The organism is Variovorax sp. GW821-FHT10D07 (assembly GCF_059415325.1).
This window is the reverse complement of the sequence record NZ_JBWKMZ010000016.1, coordinates 139062-157075: the sequence shown is the minus strand read 5'-3', so window position 1 is coordinate 157075 and position 18014 is coordinate 139062. Positions and strand designations below refer to the sequence as shown.

Below are 18014 nucleotides of genomic sequence, written 5' to 3'. Positions count from 1 at the left end.
AACATGCATGACGACTAGAGATCCAAAGCCACCCTCCAAGGCGGCCCATCTGCCAGGTCTGAGCAACACGAGGAGACAGAAGTGAGAAGAGATTTCCTGAAGTCCGCGGCGGCCGCCGCAGCCACCACCGGCCTGGGCCTGGCCGGCTCCAGCGCCTTCGCCCAGCAGCCCGCCGCACCGGCCGCCACCGGCCTGCGCGGCAACCCGAACGACGTCTACGTGATGAACGTGATGGTCTCGGGCGTCGAGTACTGGTTTCCGGTCTACGAAATGATGAAACAGCTGGGCCGCACGCTGGGCGTGCGCACCCGCTACACCGGCACGCCCGAGTACGACGTGAACAAGCAGCTCGCGTCCTTCGAGCAAGAGCTGGCGCGCAAGCCCGCGGGCATCCTGCTGCACCCGATGAACCCCGACCCGTTCATCGAGCCGATCAACCGCGCGGTGGCGGCGGGCATCCCGGTCGTGACCTTCGCGGCCGACTCGCCGAACTCCAAGCGCGCCTCGTTCATCACCTCCGACAACGACCGCGAGGGCACGCAGGCGGCCGACGCGATCGCCGCCGCGCTCGGCGGCAAGGGCGAGTACGCGGTGCTCGAGAACCCGGGCCAGGACAACCACGACCGCCGCATCGCCGCCTTCGTCAACCGCATGAAGACCAAGCACCCGGGCATGAAGCTCGCGGGCCGCGCGGCCAGCAACCAGGACCCGAGCAAGGCCTACCAGGCCGTGCTGAGCCTGGCGCAGGCCAACCCGAACCTGGGCGCGCTGTTCATGCCCGAGGCCAACTCGGCGCTCGGCGCGGCGCAGGCCAAGATCGAGTCGAAGAAGAACATCCGCGTGATGTGCTGCGACGTCAACGCCAAGATCCTCGACATGATCAAGGCCGGCGACGTGTTCGGCGCCATCAATCCCAACCAGGGCATGCAGGGCTACATGGGGATGATGATGCTGTTCCTGGCCAAGAACCCGCAGCTCATCGACCCGATGAACGACGCCAAGCGCAACGGCACCAACCCGATGTCGGTGCCCTTCCTCGACAACGGCCTGTCGGTGGTGAGCAAGGCCAACGCCGACGACTTCTACTGGGACAAGTACCTGGCGCGCCGCGGCACCAAGGGAATCGGCGAGTGAGCGACGACCCGAAGCCGCTGCTCTCGCTGCGCGGCATCAGCAAGCGCTTCGGCGCTTCGCGCGCGCTCGCGGGCGTGGACTTCTCGCTGCGTGCCGGCGAGATCCACGCCCTGTGCGGCGAGAACGGCGCCGGCAAGTCGACGCTGATGAACATCATCGACGGCATCCACCAGCCCGACGAGGGCACGATCGCGCTCGACGGCCGCGAGATGCGCATCGACGGCCCGGCCCATGCCATGCGGCTGGGCATCGGCCTGGTGCACCAGGAGATCGCGCTGTGCGGCGACGCCACCGTCGCCGAGAACATCTTCATGCCCGAGATCAACGCGGGCGGCCGCGCCTTCATGGACTACGGCGGTCTCAACGCGCGCGCCGCCAAGGTGCTGCGCCGGCTCGGCCAGGACATCGACCCGGCCGCGCGCGTGGACGAGCTCGGCATCTCGAGCCAGCAGCTGGTGGAGATCGCCAAGGCGCTCACGCTCGACTGCAAGGTGCTGATCCTCGACGAGCCCACGGCCGCGCTCACCGAGCTCGAGTCGGCCGCGTTGTTCCGCGTGCTGCACGACCTCAAGGCGCAGGGCATCGGCATTATCTACATCAGCCACCGCATGGCCGAGATCTTCGCCAACTGCGACCGCGCCACCGTGCTGCGCGACGGGCGCAACGTGCACTGCGGCCCGCTCGCGGGCACCACGCCCGACGAGCTGGTGCGCCGCATGGTGGGCCGCGACCTCGGCAACTACTACCCGCCGCGTGCCACGCTGCCCGAGGCGCCCGAGACGCTGCTGCAGGTCGACGACATCGCAGACGGCGAGCGCGTGCAGGGCATCTCCTTCGCGCTCAAGCGCGGCGAGATCCTCGGCATCGCGGGCCTCATGGGCGCCGGGCGCAGCGAACTCGCCGAAACGGTGTGCGGGCTGCGGCCCGCGCGGCGCGGCAGCGTGCGGCTCGGCGGCAAGACGCTCGCGATCCGCAAGTACGCCGACGCGCTGCGCCACGGCATCGCCTACCTCAGCGAGGACCGCAAGGCCGCGGGCGTGTTCCTCGACCTGCCGATCGCGCAGAACGTCTGCGCGATGGCGCTGCGGCGCGTGAGCTCGCGCTTCGGCCTGATGGAGCGCGCGGCCGAGCGCAAGCTGGCGCAGGACCTCGGCGCGCAGCTCAACCTCAAGTCCGACGGCGTGGCGATCGAGGTCGCGAGCCTGTCGGGCGGCAACCAGCAGAAGGTGGCGATCGCCAAGCTGCTGGCCACGAAGCCGTCGGTGCTGCTGATGGACGAGCCCACGCGCGGCGTCGACGTGGGCGCGAAATCCGAGATCCACCACATCCTGCGCGCGCTCGCGAACCAGGGCGTGGGGGTGATCGTGATCTCGTCGGAACTGCCGGAAATCATCGGCCTGTGCGACCGCGCGCTGGTGATCCGCGAAGGCCGGCTGGCCGGCGAGCTCGGCACGGCCGAGATGACGGAAGAGGGCCTGCTGCGGCTGGCCTCGGGACTGGGCGAACAGGAGATGCAGTGAGCTACCAATTCAGAATAGACGGCACCAACCCCGCGAGCACCGCCGGCACCGGCACGGCGGCGGGGGCCAAAGGAGACGCCGTGAACCTTCCCTTCCGACTCGGCAGCATGCGCGAGGCCGGCCTGCTGCTGATCATCGCGGTGCTGTGCGTGGGCATGAGCTTCGCGTCGCCGTACTTCCTCACCTGGGAGAACATCCGCGCGATGCTGCTGTCGTTCTCGATCGAGGGCATCGTGGTGGTCGGCATGACCATCCTGCTGATCGTGGGCGGCATCGACCTCTCGGTGGGCTCGGTGGTGTGCCTCGCGATGGTGATCACCGGCAAGCTGTTCCTCATGGGCGTCGACCCCTGGCTCGCGAGCGCGATGGCGATCGGCGCCAGCGCGATGATCGGCGCCATGATCGGCGGCTGCGTCACGCGCATCGGGCTGAACCACTTCATCGCCTCGCTGGCCTTCATGGTGATCGTGCGCGGCCTGTGCCTGGCCTTCACGCAGGGCACGCCGCAGTCGCTGTTCTCGCTGCCGGCCGAGTTCAAGTTCATCGGCCAGGGCACGCTGTTCGGCATCCCGGCCGTGATCCTGATCTTCGTCGCGATCGTCGCCATCAGCGACTTCGTGCTGCGCCGCGCCACGCTGCTGCGCAAGGTGTTCTACGTCGGCAGCAACGAGAAGGCCGCGCTCTATTCGGGCATCCGCGTGGGCCGCGTGAAGTTCTGGGTCACGGTGCTGTGCTCGGCCTCGGCTGGCCTGGCCGGCGTGATCTACACCGCGCGCTTCGGCGCCGCCACGCCCACCTTCGGCATGGGCATGGAACTCAACGTGATCGCCGCCGCCGTGATCGGCGGCGCCAGCCTCAAGGGCGGCTCGGGCACCGTGCTCGGCGCGGTGCTCGGCCTGGCGCTGCTGTCGGTGGTGACGAGCTCGCTGATCCTGCTCGACGTCTCGCCCTACTGGCAGGACGTGATCAAGGGACTGATCCTGCTCGTGGCCGTGACCATCGACCACCTGCTCAACGTGAGGAAGACCAAGAGATGAAGACGACGACGCTGGGACCGTCGGGCATACGCTGCTCGGCGATCGGCCTGGGAACCTGGGCCATGGGCGGATGGATGTGGGGCGGCGGCGACAACGCGGGCGCGACGCTGGCGATCCAGGCCTCGCTCGACGCGGGCGTGACGCTGATCGATACCGCGCCGGCCTACGGCCTGGGCCGCTCCGAACGGCTGGTGGGCACCGCCCTCAAGGGCCGGCGCCACGAGGCCGTGATCGCCACCAAGTGCGGGCTGGTGTGGCATACGCAGAAGGGCACGCACTTCTTCGAGGAGGACGGCCACCCGGTCTACCGCTACCTCGGCCGCGATGCGATCGCGTACGAAGTGGAGCAGAGTCTCGCGAACCTGCAGACCGACTACATCGACCTCTACATCACGCACTGGCAGGACGCCACCACGCCGGTGGCCGAGACCATGGGCGCGCTGCTCGACCTGAAGAAGCAGGGCAAGATCCGCGCGATCGGCGTGAGCAACGTCGATGCCGCCACGCTCGCCGAGTACCTGCGCCATGGGCCGGTCGATGCGGCGCAGGAGCGCTACAGCCTGATCGACCGCGAGATCGAGGCCACGCTGGTGCCGCTGTGCAAGGAGCATGGCGTGGCGGTGATGGGTTATTCCTCGCTCGCGCTGGGCCTGCTCGCGGGGCCGATCGATCCCGCGCGCGCCTTCACGGGCGACGACCAGCGCGCGAGCAATCCGCGCTTCAGCGCCGACAACCGCGCGCGGCTCGCGGCCTTCTTCGCCGACCTCGAACCGCTGCGCGCCGCGCTGGGCTGCTCGTTCTCCGAAATGATGATCGCCTGGACGCTGGAGCACGGCGCCGTTTCGCTGTCGCTGTGCGGCGCGCGCAACCGGCAGCAGGCGATCCAGAACGCCGCGGCCGGCTCGGTCGCGCTCGGCGCCGATGCGCTGCTGCAGATCGATACCGCCGCGAAGCGGCACCTGGGCGCGCTCGGCTGAGACGCGTCCCGCCCCCTCGAACCATCTTCCACCTTCAAGGAGTTCTTTCGTATGTCGAAAGGCAAAGAGGTCCGCATCGCCCGCCTGCTGAAGGCCGGCCGCGGCCTGGACATCGCGCTCGATCACGGCGTGTGCAACGAGCCCAGCTTCCTCGACGGGCTCGAGGACATGCCGGGCGTCATCGACCGCCTGGTGGCCGCGGCGCCCGATGCGATCCAGCTCAACTACGGCCAAGCCGACCTGCTGCAGCTGCGCCCGGGCCGTGAGCGGCCGGCGCTCGTGATGCGGCTGGACATGGGCAATCCCTACAATGCCACGCGCCACCGCTCGATGTGGGCCGTGCTGCAGAACGAGCACGACCCCGTGCTGCCCGCGGTGCAGATGGACGCGGCCTGCGTGGTCGTCAACCTGTTCATGCTGCCCGACGAGCCCGAGCTGTTCCGCCAGTGCGTGCAGAACATCGCGCGCGTGCGCGCCGACTGCGACCGCTACGGCATGCCGCTGATGATCGAGCCGCTGGTGATGCAGGCGCACGGCGCGGGCCGCGGCGGCTACATGGTCGACGGCGACGCCGAGAAGATCGTGACCCTGGTGCGGCTCGCGCGCGAGATGGGCGCCGACATCGTCAAGGCCGACCCGACCAGCGACCCGAAGGACTTCCATCGCGTGGTGCAGGCCGCGCGCTGCCCGGTGCTGGTGCGCGGCGGCGGCCGCGAGGACCTGCAGCAGGTGTTCGCGCGCTCGCGCGTGCTGCTCGACCAGGGCGCGGTGGGCATGGTCTACGGCCGCAACGTCTACCAGCACGCCAATCCGTCCGCGGTGGTGAGCGCGCTGATGGCGATGATCCACGAGGGCGCCAGCGCGGAAGCGGCCTGGGCCCTCTACGAATCGGGCGGCGCGGCGCGAAGCCGATAGCCCGGGTTCGGCGCGGCTTCCGGCGAACAGGTTTTTTTGTCACGGCAGGCGACGCCCGTCGCCCGCCGGGGTGCGCGCTGCGCGCGCATGTCGTGATTCGAGCCAGAGAAGAACGAGCCCGCAGATTCCCCTGCGAACTTCCAACAACACTTGGAGGCAAACGATGAAGATCCGGTATTACCTGATGGCATTGATGGTGCCGTTCGTCACCCTGTTGACGCACGCGGCGATCACCGGGGTCAGTCCGATGACGACCCTCGGCAACATGGCGACCGCGGTATCCGAGGCCGTCGCCGATCCCCTCCCGCTGCAGGGGCCGGGGCTGGGCAACCTCACCTACACCTCGGAGGAACTGTTCAAGCCGGTGTCGGTGATCACCAGCCCGGCGCATCCGCTCGACCCCGCGCACAGCAGCGCCAACGAGTCGCGCGAGGTGCCCGCCACCTACCCGGGCCGCAAGGACTACGGCATGAACGCCGGCATCATGGTCAACGGCTATTTCCTCACGTCCTTCGCCCCCGATAGCGGCCTCGGCCCGGGCGGCTTCCTGCTGTACGACGTGTCGAACCCGCGCCAGCTCCGGCTGGTCAAGAAGATCTACGAGCCCGAGGGGCGCACCAGCGAGTTCCGCGAGACGCACTCCTTCGGCACCGCGCGGATCGGCGACAAGACCTACGTGGTGCTGCCCAGCATCAACGGCGTGGAGTTCTGGGACTTCACCGACGTCAACGACATCAAGCAGGTGAAGAAGCTGGCGCTGCCCGGCGTCAACGCCGGCGATTACGAGAACGTCGCCTGGCAGCTCTGGTGGCAGGCGCCCTACCTGTACGTGGCTTCGGCGGGCCGGGGCATGTTCATCGTCGATGCCGCCGACCCCGCGAACGCCGTGCTGGCCAACCGCGGCGCCGGCAAGTCCAACCCGGTGTCCACCGGCGAGCTCGGCGGCTTTCGCATCGGCCCGATCTTCACGATGGGCAACCACATGGTGCTGACCGCGATGGAGAGCAACGGCGGCTTCGCGAGCCTCGACATCTCCGATCCGCTCAATCCCAAGGTGCTCGACTCCATCGTGGGCACCACGCCGTTCTACTATGCGACCTGCTTCGACGGCCGGAACCTGCATGTCTCCACCCGCAACAGCGGCGCGAAGATGTACAGCTACGACCTGAGCGACCGCTCGAAATTCGTGGCCGAGGACAACCGCCTGGTCATCGACGAGCAGCTGTACTGCGCCACGCAGGACCACTACGTGATCCAGGGCGCGCAGACGCGCATCCACAAGGTCGACGTGAGCAATCCGCTCAATCACGTGGAGGTGGGCCGCGGCAGCATCCTGCGCGAGGACGATCCGAACTTCTCGCATTCGGACAACGGCCAGGTCGCGATGTTCGGCAACCTCGTGTTCGTGGGCAACGACCACGGCTCGGGCAGCGGATTCGTCGTGCACCAGGTCGACCCCGACACCACCCGGCCCGAGGTCAAGCAGGTCTCCCCCGCCAACGGCGCGAAGCAGCAGGCGCTGACCTCGCGCATCGGCCTGGGCATGACCGACAACATCCGGCCCGAGAGCGTCAACGCCAACACCTTCATCGTGCGGCCCGTGGGCGGCAACACGCTGGCGGGCACCTACAGCGTGCAGCTCGGCATCGTCAACTTCCATCCCACGCAGCCGCTGCAGCCGGGCACCAGCTACGAGGTGTTCCTGCCGGCCAACGGCGTGAAGGACTATGCGGGCAACGCCATCGGCGCCGACTTCAAGTCCACCTTCAACACCGGCAACGCGGCCGAGGTGGGCCTGAGCTACCACTGGGCGCTCAACGGCAAGCTCAGCGACCCGATCTCGAACAACGACGGCACGCCCGCCAGTGGCGACGCCTTCGAGAGCATCGGCCTGAACTTCGCGAACCGCGCCGGCGGCGTGCAGCTCAAGAACGACAGCGTGGCCACCGTGCTGGGCGGCACCGCTTCGCTGAGCTTCTACATGAAGACCACGCAGAACGGCAGCGCCAACGCCTGGACCGCGCCCGGCATCTTCGGGCGCGACCAGTCGGGCGGCGCCGACGACGTGTTCTGGGGCTGGCTCGACAACACCGGCCGGCTCAACCTGTCGGTGGCCAACGCGGCCACCAACAACCCGGGCACGCGCTCGACCTCGCCGGTCAACGACGGCAACTGGCACCACGTGGTGCTCACGCGCGACGCGGGCTCGGGCGCGCAGACCATGTACATCGACGGTGCCAAGACCAGCTCGAGCGGCCTCACCGGCGTGAAGGGCCTCGCGAACAAGTTCCAGTGGCTGGGCCAGATCCAGGGCAATGCCGACTTCTTCAAGGGCACGCTGGCCGACGTGCGGGTGTTCAACCGCGTGCTCGGCGACGCCGAGGTCGCGACCCTGCGCGGCCAGGCGGTCATCGGCGACCCCGGCATCGGCAGCGGGCCCAAGGTGGTCAACGGCACGCTGAACTTCAACCCGTCCACGCTCGGCAGCGGCGGCGCGCAGTTCCGCTGGAACTTCGGCAACGGCACCGTCACGGCCTTCTCGAGCCAGGCCGGCTACAGCTACACCTACACCACGCCCGGCCACTACACGGTGACCCTGACGGTGAAGGACAGCGCGGGCCGCGAGACCTACTACACCTACAACGTGATCATCATCGCGCCCGTCACCGCGAGCGCGCCGCGGCACACCGGCAACATCGCGGGCGACGCGAACCGGGTCTATGCGGTCAATCCCGACAGTGGCACGGTGGCGGCGATCGACGCCCAGAGCCTGGCCAAGCTGTGGGAGGTGTCGGTGGGCAGCGAGGCCAAGACGCTGGCGCTCGGCCCCGACGGCCGGGTCTGGGTCGCGGTGCAGGGCGAGGACAAGCTGGTGGCGCTCAACGCCGCCGACGGCAGCGTCTCGGTCACCGTGCCCTTCGATTACGGGAGCGGCCCCTACGGCGTGGTCTTCACGCCCGACGGCACCAAGGGCCTGCTGACGCTGGAGAGCAAGTCGCGCCTCGTGAGCTTCAATCCGTCCACCGGCGCGGTCACGGCCACCCTGCCGCTCGACGGCACGGTGCGCGGCATCGCGGTCACGGGCGACGCGCAGATCGCCTACGTCACGCGCTTCAAGTCGAAGATGACCGGCGGCGAGCTCTACAAGGTCAACCTGGCCTCGATGAGCGCGCTGTCGACCATCGCGCTGCCGGTGGACACCACCACCGTCGACACCGAGGCCGGCGCGCGCGGCGTGGCCAACTACCTGAGCCAGGTCGTGATCTCGCCCGACGGCAAGCGCGCCATCCTGCCCTCGAAGAAGGACAACATCGTGCGCGGCCGCTTCCGCGACGGCCGCGACCTGGTGCACGACCAGACCGTGCGCTCGATCCTGTCGCAGGTCGATCTGCAGTCGGCGGCCCACGTGGCCGGCGAGCAGATCGACTTCGACGACCGCGCGCCGGCGCGCGCCGCGCTGTTCTCGCCCGCGGGCGACTACATCTTCGTGGCGCAGATGGAAGGCAACCGGGTGGCGATCGTCGATCCCTACACGCGCTCGGTGCGCGGCGAGATCGACACCAGCAGCGCGCCGCACGGCCTGTTCCTCGACGCCGCGCGCAAGCGCCTGTTCGTCAACAACTTCCTCGCGCGCTCGGTGTCGGTGCACGACGTGGCGGCGGTGCTGGCCTCGGAGAGCAACGCGGCGGTCTTCGTGCGCAACGTGCAGACCGTGGCGACCGAGCCGCTGGCCGCGGCCGCGCTGCGCGGCAAGCAGGTGTTCTACAACGCCGCCGACCGGCGCATGAGCAAGGACAACTACATCTCGTGCGCGAGCTGCCATGCCGATGGCGGCGACGACGGCATGGTGTGGGACTTCACCCAGCGCGGCGAGGGCCTGCGCCGCACCATCAGCCTGCAGGGGCGGCGCGGCACGAGCCACGGCCGGCTGCACTGGAGCGCCAACTTCGACGAGGTGCAGGACTTCGAGAACGACATCCGCAACGAGTTCGGCGGCACCGGCTTCCTGAGCAATGCCGACTACGCGGCCACCTCCAATCCGCTGGGCACGCCCAAGGCCGGACGCAACGCGCAGCTCGACGATCTCGCGGCCTACCTGTCGTCGCTCGACAAGTTCATGCGCAGCCCGGCGCGCACGGCCGACGGCAACCTCAGCGTGGAGGCCGCGCGCGGTCAGACGGTGTTCAACACCGCGCAGTGCGCGACCTGCCACACCGGCGGCACCTTCCGCGACGGCCAGCGGCACGACGTGGGCACGATCCAGCTCTCGTCGGGCAAGGGCGGCAACCAGCCGCTGGCGGGCGTGGGCTTCGACACGCCGACGCTGTCGGGCACCTGGAGCGTGACCTCGTTCTTCCACAACGGCCAGGCTGCCTCGCTGCAGGCGGTGCTCGACAGCGGCCACGGCAACGCCAACGGCCTGCCGCCGGCCGACGTGGTGGCGCTGCGCGAGTACGTGCGCTCGCTCGACACCGCGCCGCCGCTGGTCGCGCGCATCCGCTCCGACGCCAGCAACCTGTGCGTGAACATCAAGGGCGTGTCGACCGCCAGCGGCGCCACCGCGGTGCAGTGGCCCTGCGGCAACGACGCCAACGAGAAGTTCACCGTGACCAGCAGCGGCGGCTACGTGCAGTTCGTGGCGCAGCACAGCGGCCTGTGCCTGGCGCAGAGCGGCAACGCGACCACCAATGCCGCCGTGGTGCAACTGGCCTGCACGGCCGGCAATGCGACGCAGTGGACGGTGGTCGGCTCGACCCTGCGCAACCGCGCCTCCGGATCCTGCCTCGACGTCCCGAACGGATCCACCACGCAGGACACGGCGCTGATCACCTGGACCTGCAACGGGGGCAACAACCAGAACTGGACCCAGCTGCCCTGAGCGGGCGGCCTTGACCGGGGAGGGCGCGCCTGCGGGCGCGCTGTTTTTTGCGTCCGTCGGGCCATGGGCAGGAGCGGGCGCGGGGCGGTGTCACCGGGCCCGGCGCGCTTCGGTCCACACCACGATCAGCAGGCCGGCCAGCACCATCGCGAGCCCCGCGAAGGCCCAGGGGCCCGGGCGCTCGTGCAGGACGACCAGGGCGAGCCCGAAGGCCGTGACGGGCTCGGCCAGTGCCAGCGTGACGCCCGAGGCGCCGGAGATGTGCCGCAGCGCATGGCTGAACAGCAGGTAGGCGATGCCGGTCGACACGAGGCCCAGGTAGGCCACGAGGACCCAGCCCGCGGGCGTGGTCGAGAAGGGGCCGGAGATCAGCAGCGCGGCCGGCATGGCCGCCACGGAGGCCGTCGCGAAGAGCCACAGCGTGACCGTCGCCGGCGGCGACCGGCGCACCAGGCGCTGGCTGACCAGCGTGTAGATGGCGTAGCAGAGCCCCGAGCCCAGGCACAGCGCCAGGCCGGCGAGGTCGACGCGCGAGCCTTCGCCCGATCCCGACATCACCATCAGGCCGCCACCGCCGATCGCGAGCAGGGTGCCCGCCCACCAGGCCGGCGCGGGCGGTGTGCGAGACACGAGCGCCTGCAGCAATCCGGCCCAGGCCGGCCCGCTGCCCACGGCGATCGCGGTGCCGATGGCCACGCCCGTGGCCCTGACACCCGCGAAGAAGCTCAGGTTGTAGCCGGCCATGCACAGGCCCGCGAACAGCACCCAGCGCCACGTGGCCGGCGCCATCGACAGCGCGATGGGCTCGCCGCGCTGCCGTCGCCAGCCGATGAAGGCCGCGAAGAACAGCGTGGCGATCGCCATGCGCAGCGTGCCGATCCAGAAGGGGGACGTGTCCAGGGGCGCGAAGCTCTGGGCGGTGCCGGTCGTGCCCCAGAGCGCGGCGGCGGCAAGCACCATGCCGGCGCCGGTGAGGGAAGCGTGCTTTGTCATGCGCGCATCCTCCAGCGCCGCGGCCGCGGCAACTGTCGAGAGACTCTCGACCTCGTCAGCCCGCGCGCGCGTGCCGGGCGCCCGACTGGCGGTCGCGTCGCAACGCGAAGCCGAGGGCGCTGGCCGAGCGGTAGCCCGTGCGCAGGGCCGTCGCTTCGAGCGGCAGGCCGCCGCGCAGCAGGCGCTGGGCGGCGTCGAGCCGGCGCGCGCGCAGGTAGGCCTGCGGCGACAGCCCCGTCAGTTCGAGCAGCCGCGCATGGAAGCGCTGCGGGCTCAGGAAGAACAGGGCGGCCATGCGCGCGGTGTTCCAGGGCTCGTGCAGCGCGCCGCCGAGGGCGGTGTCGAGCCGTGCCAGGTCGATGCTGCGGCGCGCGAGGATGGAGGGCGCCTCGAGCACGTGCGCCAGGTGCTGCGCGGCCCGGGCCGGGTCGACGTCGTTCCTGCAGGCCGCCGTGACCGCGAAGCGCCGGATGCGGTCGACGCCCGCGGCGGCGGGCGTGTCGATGACCACCATGCGCACGCCGCGCGGCGACATGAAGGTGTGGGCCACGCCGGCCGGAATGATCATTCCGCAGGAGGTGTCGGTGAAGGCGGCGCGGCCGCCGATCTCCAGCTCCATGCGGCCGTCGAGCGCGAACATGATCTGCGCGTGCGCATGGTCGTGGCCGGCGTATTCGCCCGCGTAGCTGCGCACGCTGTAGGCGATCCCGGAGACGAGCGGACTGTGCATGCCCGCGATTGTGCCCAGGCCCCGCGAACCCCGGCGCGCGGACGGCCGGGTCAGCGCTCCGGCCAGCGCTGCGGCACCCGGCGCAGCTTCGCGAGGTCGTAGCCCAGGGCCTCGATCTTGCGCAGCGCCTGGGCGTAGGCCTCGGGCGACAGCTCGGGCGTGCGCGCCATCAGCCAGACGTAGTCGCGCTGGCTGCGCGCGACGATGGTGCTCGTGTAGTCGGGCGACACGTCGGCGATCACGTACTCGGCCTGGATCGGCCAGATGAACTGCATGCCCCAGACCGCGTTGCCGGTGCCGGGCCGCACCGTGGCCACCGGATGCAGGGTCTCGACTGGCGCGTCGAAGCTGCCGTCGCGGTAGCGGAAGTCGGTCTGGATGCGGCCATCGGGCCGCTGCGCGTAGGACTCGACGGCGTTGAACGCGTTCCTCTCCGGAAAGGTCGGGATGTTCGCGATCACGTACCAGTCGCCCATGAAGCGCGCGATGTCGACCGCCGGCAGCGGCGCGATCGTCGGTGCCGGCGTCGCGCAGGCCGTGAGCGCGGCGCGCGCGCACAGGGCCAGCCAGCCGAGCGGGTGCCTTGGGCGCGCCGCGGGGGCGCGTTCGGGAGGGGTGTGTGGAAGGCGGGTCATCCGGCCAGTACGCAGCCGCGTGCCGACTGGATCTCCCGCCGTGGCCGCGGCCTATTCGGACAGGCCGGCGCGCGCGAGCTCCACGTCCAGCCGCTCCTTCGCGTCGGCCGGCTTGAGCGCCGCGGCCTTCTCGTAGAGCCGCGTGGCCTCGGCCATGCGCGCGTCGCCATGCAGCATCAGCAGCGCACGCGCGTATTCCATCAGCGCGCTGGCCGAATGCGGATGCAGCGCGATGCCGTGCTCGAACAGCTCGACGGCAGTCTCGGCACGCACGCCGTAGGTCATGCGGCCGACCAGCGCGCCGACCTTGTCGATCACCTCGGCATGGAAGGCGGCGAGCGCGACATGGGCATCGGCATGGCGCGGCTTGAGCGCGATCACGCGTTCGAGCGCCTCCTTGAGCCGCGTGCCCAGGCCCTGCGCGAGCGCGCGCGCCACGCTGATGCCCTGGCTGTAGCGGCCCATCGCATAGGCCTGCCAGTACAGCGCCTGGCAATCGTCGGGCTCGGCCGCGACCTGCGCGCCGGCACGCTCCACCACCTGGCGGAACATCGCGAGCCGCACGGCCTCGCGCGGCTCGAGGTAGTTGGCATAGATCGCGGTCGCCTGGTTGGCCAGCGCGAGGCCCTCGGCGCCGTGCAGCAGGCCAATGGCCGCGGCGCGTTCGAACTCGCCGCTGTGATAGAGCGCCCAGCCCTCGGCCAGGGCCTCGTTGTGCTCGGGCGCCGGCATCTCATGGCCGGCATGCAAGCGCGCCCAGTGCGCGATCAGGCTGCGCGCATCGAAGCGCGGCACGTCGGCGTAGGGCAGCGGCGCCCAGGGGCTGGAACCGGCGGTGCCGGGCGTACCGCCGGCCGTCGCGGTCGACATCAGCGGGAGCGGTTTGAAATCGTGGGGGGACATGGTTCAGGCGGCCATATCGGCAGGGGACGAGGCGGGAGGGCTGCTGGCGGCAGCTTCGCCGCCGTAGGCCTGGCCCAGTGTCAGCAAATGGCGCCGTTGCTCTGCGCCGAGATAGGGCGCGAGCTGGTGCAGGGTGTGGCGGGCGCCGCGCAGCAGCGCGGCCTGCGCATGGGCCGGCTCGAGCGCCTGGCGCGGGTTGCGCACGTACTCGTAGCTGAGCCAGTAGGTCAGCACCACCACCATGCTCTGCGCCAGCGTGTCGACCTCCTGCGCGTCGATCTCGAGGTGGCCGGCGCGGCCCAGGCCCGCGATCAGCTGGCGCATCGCGCGCACCTTGTGCTTGAGCACGAGCTGGAACTGGGTCTCGAGGTGCCGGTTCTTGCTCAGCAGGTCGTTGAGGTCGCGGTAGAGGAAGCGGTGGCGCCAGATCAGCTCGAACAGGCTGTGCATGAAGAACCAGGCGTCCTCCACGTCGTGGATGCCCTCGCTCGCATGGAGCAGTTCGCCGAGCTCGGTCTCGTAGCCTTCGTAGAGCTTGTTGATCAGCTCTTCCTTGGCCGGGTAGTGGTAGTAGAGGTTGCCGGGACTGATGTTGAGCTCGCCGGCCACGAGCGTGGTGGAGACGTTCGGCTCCCCGAAGCGGTTGAACAGGTCCAGCGCGGCTTCGAGAATGCGTTGTGCAGTGCGGCGTGGCGCTTTCCTGGCCATGTCGGTGCTCCCGGGTTGTCTCTTGGAAACACTCTAGCGCAGGAACGCCGCGCGAAGCGCGCAGGGGGACATTGATTTGCGGGGCACTGCGTTTGTGCAGTGCCGCATGCGCGATGCGCCGTGCAGCGCCTCATCGCGCATTCGGCGCCGGAATCGGCCGCTTCGAGGCCGGAAAGCCGCTTTATTCGGTGCCGCTCGATTTGTTGCGCCGCACCGTGGCCTTGCGTGCCGGTGTCTCGACCGACTTGGCGTGGCGCGCGGCGCGGGCACCGCGTGCCGGACTGGCGGCGGGTTTCGCGGCCCCGGCAGTGCCGCGCAGGGTCGCCAGTTCGGCCTCGAGCGCCGTCACGCGTGCCTGGAGCGCGGCCACCTCGGCCGGCGGCGGCATGCCGAGCTTGTCGAGCGCGCGCGCCACGCGTTCCTCGAAGATGTTCTCGAGCTTGCCCCACTGGCCCGCGGCCTTGGTGCCGAACTCGTTCGCGAAGCCGGCCATGCGGGCCTGGGCCTGCGACAGGGTTTCCTCGGCCGCCTGCTGGGTGCGCTTCTGCATGCCGGCGCCGTCCTTGACCAGCGACTCGAAGGCCTTGCTGCCCTCCTGTTGCATCTTGGCGAAGGCGCCGAGGCCGGCCAGCCAGATCTGCTGCGCGGAATCCTTGATGCGGTCGGAGGTCTTGTCGAAGCGGTCGTCGTCCTGGGTGGCCATGTGCGGTCCGAATGAAGGGGGAAGCGGGGAGGGGCGGTCTGCCGGAAACCGCCGAACTCTAGCCGCGCCGGCCGCGCGCGGTTAGAGCCTTTTGCCTATTCGGGTCTTTGGCGGGCCGCTCAGGGGTTGCCCGAGGCCGCGCGGCTCGCGTCGAGGTGCGCCCGCGCGCGCTCGGCCAGCGCCATCTCGCCCGGCGTGCCCGGCACGTAGGCCTCGACCGGCAGCGGCCGGCCGTGCGAGTCGACCGAGACGAAGACGATCAGGCACTCGGTGGTCTTCTCCATCGCGCCGCCCTTCATGTCGCCGCTGCGCACCTCGACCGAGATGTTCATGCTGGTCTTGCCGGTGTAGGCCATGCGCGCCTCGACCTCGACCAGGTCGCCGATCATGATCGGGCGGTGGAAGCGGATGCTGCCGATGAAGGCGGTGACGCAGTAGCGCTTGGCCCAGCTCGTGGCGCAGGCGTAGCCGGCCTCGTCGATCCACTTCATGACCGTGCCGCCGTGGACCTTGCCGCCGAAGTTGACGGTGTTGGGCTCGGCGAGGAATCGCAGGGTGATGGAAGACATGCTGTGCCTTTGTGCTTTCGGGAAGGGGCCGTGGGGGAGGCGATTATGCGAGGGCGCGCATGACGGTTCGGCCGCCGCCCGTCGTCCAGGCATGCCCGCCGGGCCGCAAGCTCCATGCCACCGGCTCAGGCCGGGCCCGCCGCCTCGCCCTCGTTGAACAGCTGCGCCAGCGTGCGCCGCAGCCAGGCATTGCCGGCGTCGGCATGGAAGCGCTCGTGCCAGTGCTGCTTGACCGCGTACGAGGGCAGTTCGAACGGCGGCTCGAGCAGCTGCACCGGCTCCTGCGTGGCCAGCACCTGGCCGAGGATGCGCGGCACCACCACCAGCAGCTCGGTGTGGGCCACGATCCGCGCCACGCTCAGGAAGCTCGACAGCCGCGTCACGACGTTGCGCCGCAGCCCGAGCCGCGCGATGGTCTTGTCGACGATCGCATGGCCGGTACCCGAGGAGGCCACCACCGCGTGCGCCTCGGCCTCGAAACGCTTGCGCGTCAGCCGGGCGCCCACGCGCGGATGGTTGCGCGCCGCCAGGCAGACGAAGTTCTGCATGAACAGCGTCTGCTGGTAGAAGCCGGCCTCGAGCTGCGGCATGAAGCCCACCGCGAGGTCGACCGCGCCGTCCTCGAGCCGGCGGCCGCTCTCGGTCGAGATGATCTCGGTCTCGATGCGCACGCCCGGCGCCACGTGCCGCAGGTGGTCGAGCAGGCCCGGCAGCAGCACCACCTCGCTGATGTCGGTCATGCAGATGCGAAAGCTGCGCTCGGCCGTGGCGGGGTCGAACACCGCGCGCCCGCCCTTGGCACGGTTGAGCCGGTCGAGGATGTCGAGCACCAGCGGCTGGGTCTGGCGCGCATAGGGCGTGGGCTCCATGCCGCGCGAGGTGCGCACGAACAGCTTGTCGCCGAAGTGGGTGCGCAGCCGGGCGAGCGCCGTGCTCGCGGCCGACTGCGAGATGCCGAGCCGCTCGGCGGCGCTCGAGACGTTGGCGGTCTTGTAGACCTCGTCGAACACCAGCAGCCATTCCAGATCGAGTTGTGCCATGGGCGCGGCCCTCGCGGTCTGCGGCCCGCGGGCCACCATTATCGAAAAACAGGATCGGAGCTATCGCCGGTCCCCCATTGCGCCAATAGTAGTGCGGGCGGATGATCCCGTTGATTCGGAAGTTCTAACCAGGCCGGCGCCCGAAGTCGCCGCCGCGCCATGCACCGCGAGAGACACGCCATGAACCCCTCCACCGCCCGCGCCGCGCCCTCCAATGCGGATGAGCGCCGCGACTACTACGACCGCATCCGCCCGCTGCACCTCACGCCGCTGTGGGAATCGCTGCATGCGCTGGTGCCGCGCGAGCCGCAGACGCCCTGCGTGCCCGCGCTGTGGCGCTACGACGAGATCCGGCCGCTGCTGATGGAGTCGGCCGACCTCATCACGGCCGAGGAGGCCGTGCGCCGCGTGCTGGTGCTCGAGAACCCGGCGCTGCCCGGCAACTCCTCGATCACGCAGTCGATCTATGCCGGGCTGCAGCTGATCATGCCGGGCGAGGTGGCGCCCTCGCACCGCCACGTGCAGTCGGCGCTGCGCTTCATCGTCGACGGCCAGGGGGCCTACACCACGGTGGGCGGCGAGCGCACCACCATGTACCCGGGCGACTTCATCATCACGCCCTCGTGGGCCTGGCACGACCATGGCAACGAGGGCATAGCAGGCGTGGTGGAGCCGGTGGTCTGGCTCGACGGCCTCGACATCCCGATGCTGCGCTTCTTCGACGCCGGCTTCGCCGAGAACGACGACGCCAAGGTGCAGCACGTGGCGCGGCCCGAGGGCCACAGCCTCGCGCGCTTCGGCCACAACATGGTGCCGGTGCGGCACGACCATGCGTCGCAGACCTCGCCGATCTTCAACTACCCCTATGCACGCAGCCGCGAGGCGCTGGCGCAACTGCAGAAGCAGGAAGCGCCCGATGCCTGGCTGGGCCACAAGCTGCGCTACATCAATCCGCTGACCGGCGGCTCGCCGATGCCGACCATCTCGACCAACCTGCAGCTGCTGCCCAAGGGCTTCGCGGGCAAGACGCACCGCGCGACCGACGGCACGGTCTACAGCGTGGTCGAAGGCCATGGCAGCGCCGAGATCGCGGGCCAGCGCTTCGAGTTCGGGCCGCGCGACACCTTCGTCGTGCCCTCGTGGGCGCCGCTCACGCTGCACGCGCCCCACGGCGACTGCGTGCTCTTCAGCTTCTCGGACCGGCCGGTGCAGCAGGCCATGGGGATCCTGCGCGAAGCCTTCCTCGAGAACGCCTGAGTCCCGGCCTCTTT

Annotated in this window: 15 protein-coding genes; 7 read left to right on the top strand and 8 right to left on the bottom strand. The window is 69.9% G+C overall.

The window, feature by feature from the left end:
- Nucleotides 1–81: 81 nt before the first annotated feature.
- From AC07PU_RS35160 to AC07PU_RS35135, 6 genes are all read left to right on the top strand, one after another.
- Complete coding sequence (locus tag AC07PU_RS35160) at nt 82–1134, top strand: substrate-binding domain-containing protein (RefSeq protein ID WP_057592540.1); 1053 nt, start codon at nt 82–84, stop codon at nt 1132–1134.
- Nucleotides 1131–2654 (top strand): sugar ABC transporter ATP-binding protein, encoded by a 1524-nt coding sequence (locus tag AC07PU_RS35155; RefSeq protein ID WP_495322774.1) that lies wholly within the window; start codon nt 1131–1133, stop codon nt 2652–2654. Before AC07PU_RS35160 ends, AC07PU_RS35155 begins: the two co-directional genes overlap by 4 nt.
- Before the next feature lie 107 nt (nt 2655–2761).
- Entirely contained in the window at nt 2762–3691 is a 930-nt protein-coding gene (locus AC07PU_RS35150) for an ABC transporter permease (RefSeq protein ID WP_208509805.1), read from the top strand.
- On the top strand, nt 3688–4668 hold the full coding sequence (locus AC07PU_RS35145; RefSeq protein WP_093354243.1) for an aldo/keto reductase: 981 nt from the start codon (nt 3688–3690) through the stop codon (nt 4666–4668). Before AC07PU_RS35150 ends, AC07PU_RS35145 begins: the two co-directional genes overlap by 4 nt.
- A 51-nt stretch (nt 4669–4719) precedes the next feature.
- Nucleotides 4720–5583 (top strand): class I fructose-bisphosphate aldolase, encoded by an 864-nt coding sequence (locus tag AC07PU_RS35140; protein WP_495322772.1) that lies wholly within the window; start codon nt 4720–4722, stop codon nt 5581–5583.
- Between the two features lie 163 nt (nt 5584–5746).
- Nucleotides 5747–10462 (top strand): LamG-like jellyroll fold domain-containing protein, encoded by a 4716-nt coding sequence (locus AC07PU_RS35135; RefSeq protein ID WP_495322771.1) that lies wholly within the window; start codon nt 5747–5749, stop codon nt 10460–10462.
- 90 nt (nt 10463–10552) lie between these two features.
- On the opposite strand, the gene AC07PU_RS35130 is transcribed toward AC07PU_RS35135, so the two are convergent.
- The 8 genes from AC07PU_RS35130 to AC07PU_RS35095 form a co-directional block, all read right to left on the bottom strand.
- Nucleotides 10553–11455, bottom strand: a complete 903-nt coding sequence (locus AC07PU_RS35130; protein WP_495322770.1) for a DMT family transporter — start codon at nt 11453–11455, stop codon at nt 10553–10555.
- A gap of 55 nt (nt 11456–11510) precedes the next feature.
- Nucleotides 11511–12185, bottom strand: a complete 675-nt coding sequence (locus AC07PU_RS35125) for a helix-turn-helix domain-containing protein (RefSeq protein WP_495322769.1) — start codon at nt 12183–12185, stop codon at nt 11511–11513.
- A gap of 50 nt (nt 12186–12235) precedes the next feature.
- Nucleotides 12236–12820 (bottom strand): lipocalin family protein, encoded by a 585-nt coding sequence (locus AC07PU_RS35120; protein ID WP_495322768.1) that lies wholly within the window; start codon nt 12818–12820, stop codon nt 12236–12238.
- Nucleotides 12821–12871: 51 nt separating this feature from the next.
- Complete coding sequence (locus AC07PU_RS35115) at nt 12872–13690, bottom strand: tetratricopeptide repeat protein (protein ID WP_281078242.1); 819 nt, start codon at nt 13688–13690, stop codon at nt 12872–12874.
- Nucleotides 13691–13726: 36 nt separating this feature from the next.
- Complete coding sequence (locus AC07PU_RS35110; RefSeq protein WP_495322766.1) at nt 13727–14431, bottom strand: TetR/AcrR family transcriptional regulator; 705 nt, start codon at nt 14429–14431, stop codon at nt 13727–13729.
- Between the two features lie 181 nt (nt 14432–14612).
- On the bottom strand, nt 14613–15134 hold the full coding sequence (locus tag AC07PU_RS35105; RefSeq protein ID WP_495322765.1) for a phasin family protein: 522 nt from the start codon (nt 15132–15134) through the stop codon (nt 14613–14615).
- 119 nt (nt 15135–15253) lie between these two features.
- Nucleotides 15254–15703 carry an acyl-CoA thioesterase gene (locus AC07PU_RS35100; protein WP_203203155.1) on the bottom strand — a complete coding sequence of 150 codons (450 nt, stop codon included), beginning with the start codon at nt 15701–15703 and terminating at the stop codon, nt 15254–15256.
- 125 nt (nt 15704–15828) lie between these two features.
- Entirely contained in the window at nt 15829–16743 is a 915-nt protein-coding gene (locus AC07PU_RS35095; protein ID WP_495322764.1) for a LysR family transcriptional regulator, read from the bottom strand.
- A gap of 180 nt (nt 16744–16923) precedes the next feature.
- Here AC07PU_RS35095 and gtdA point away from each other — a divergent pair, with 180 nt between their 5' ends.
- A complete protein-coding gene (gene gtdA / locus AC07PU_RS35090; RefSeq protein WP_495322763.1) occupies nt 16924–18000 on the top strand; it encodes a gentisate 1,2-dioxygenase in 1077 nt (358 codons plus the stop codon).
- The last annotated feature ends 14 nt before the right edge of the window (nt 18001–18014 follow it).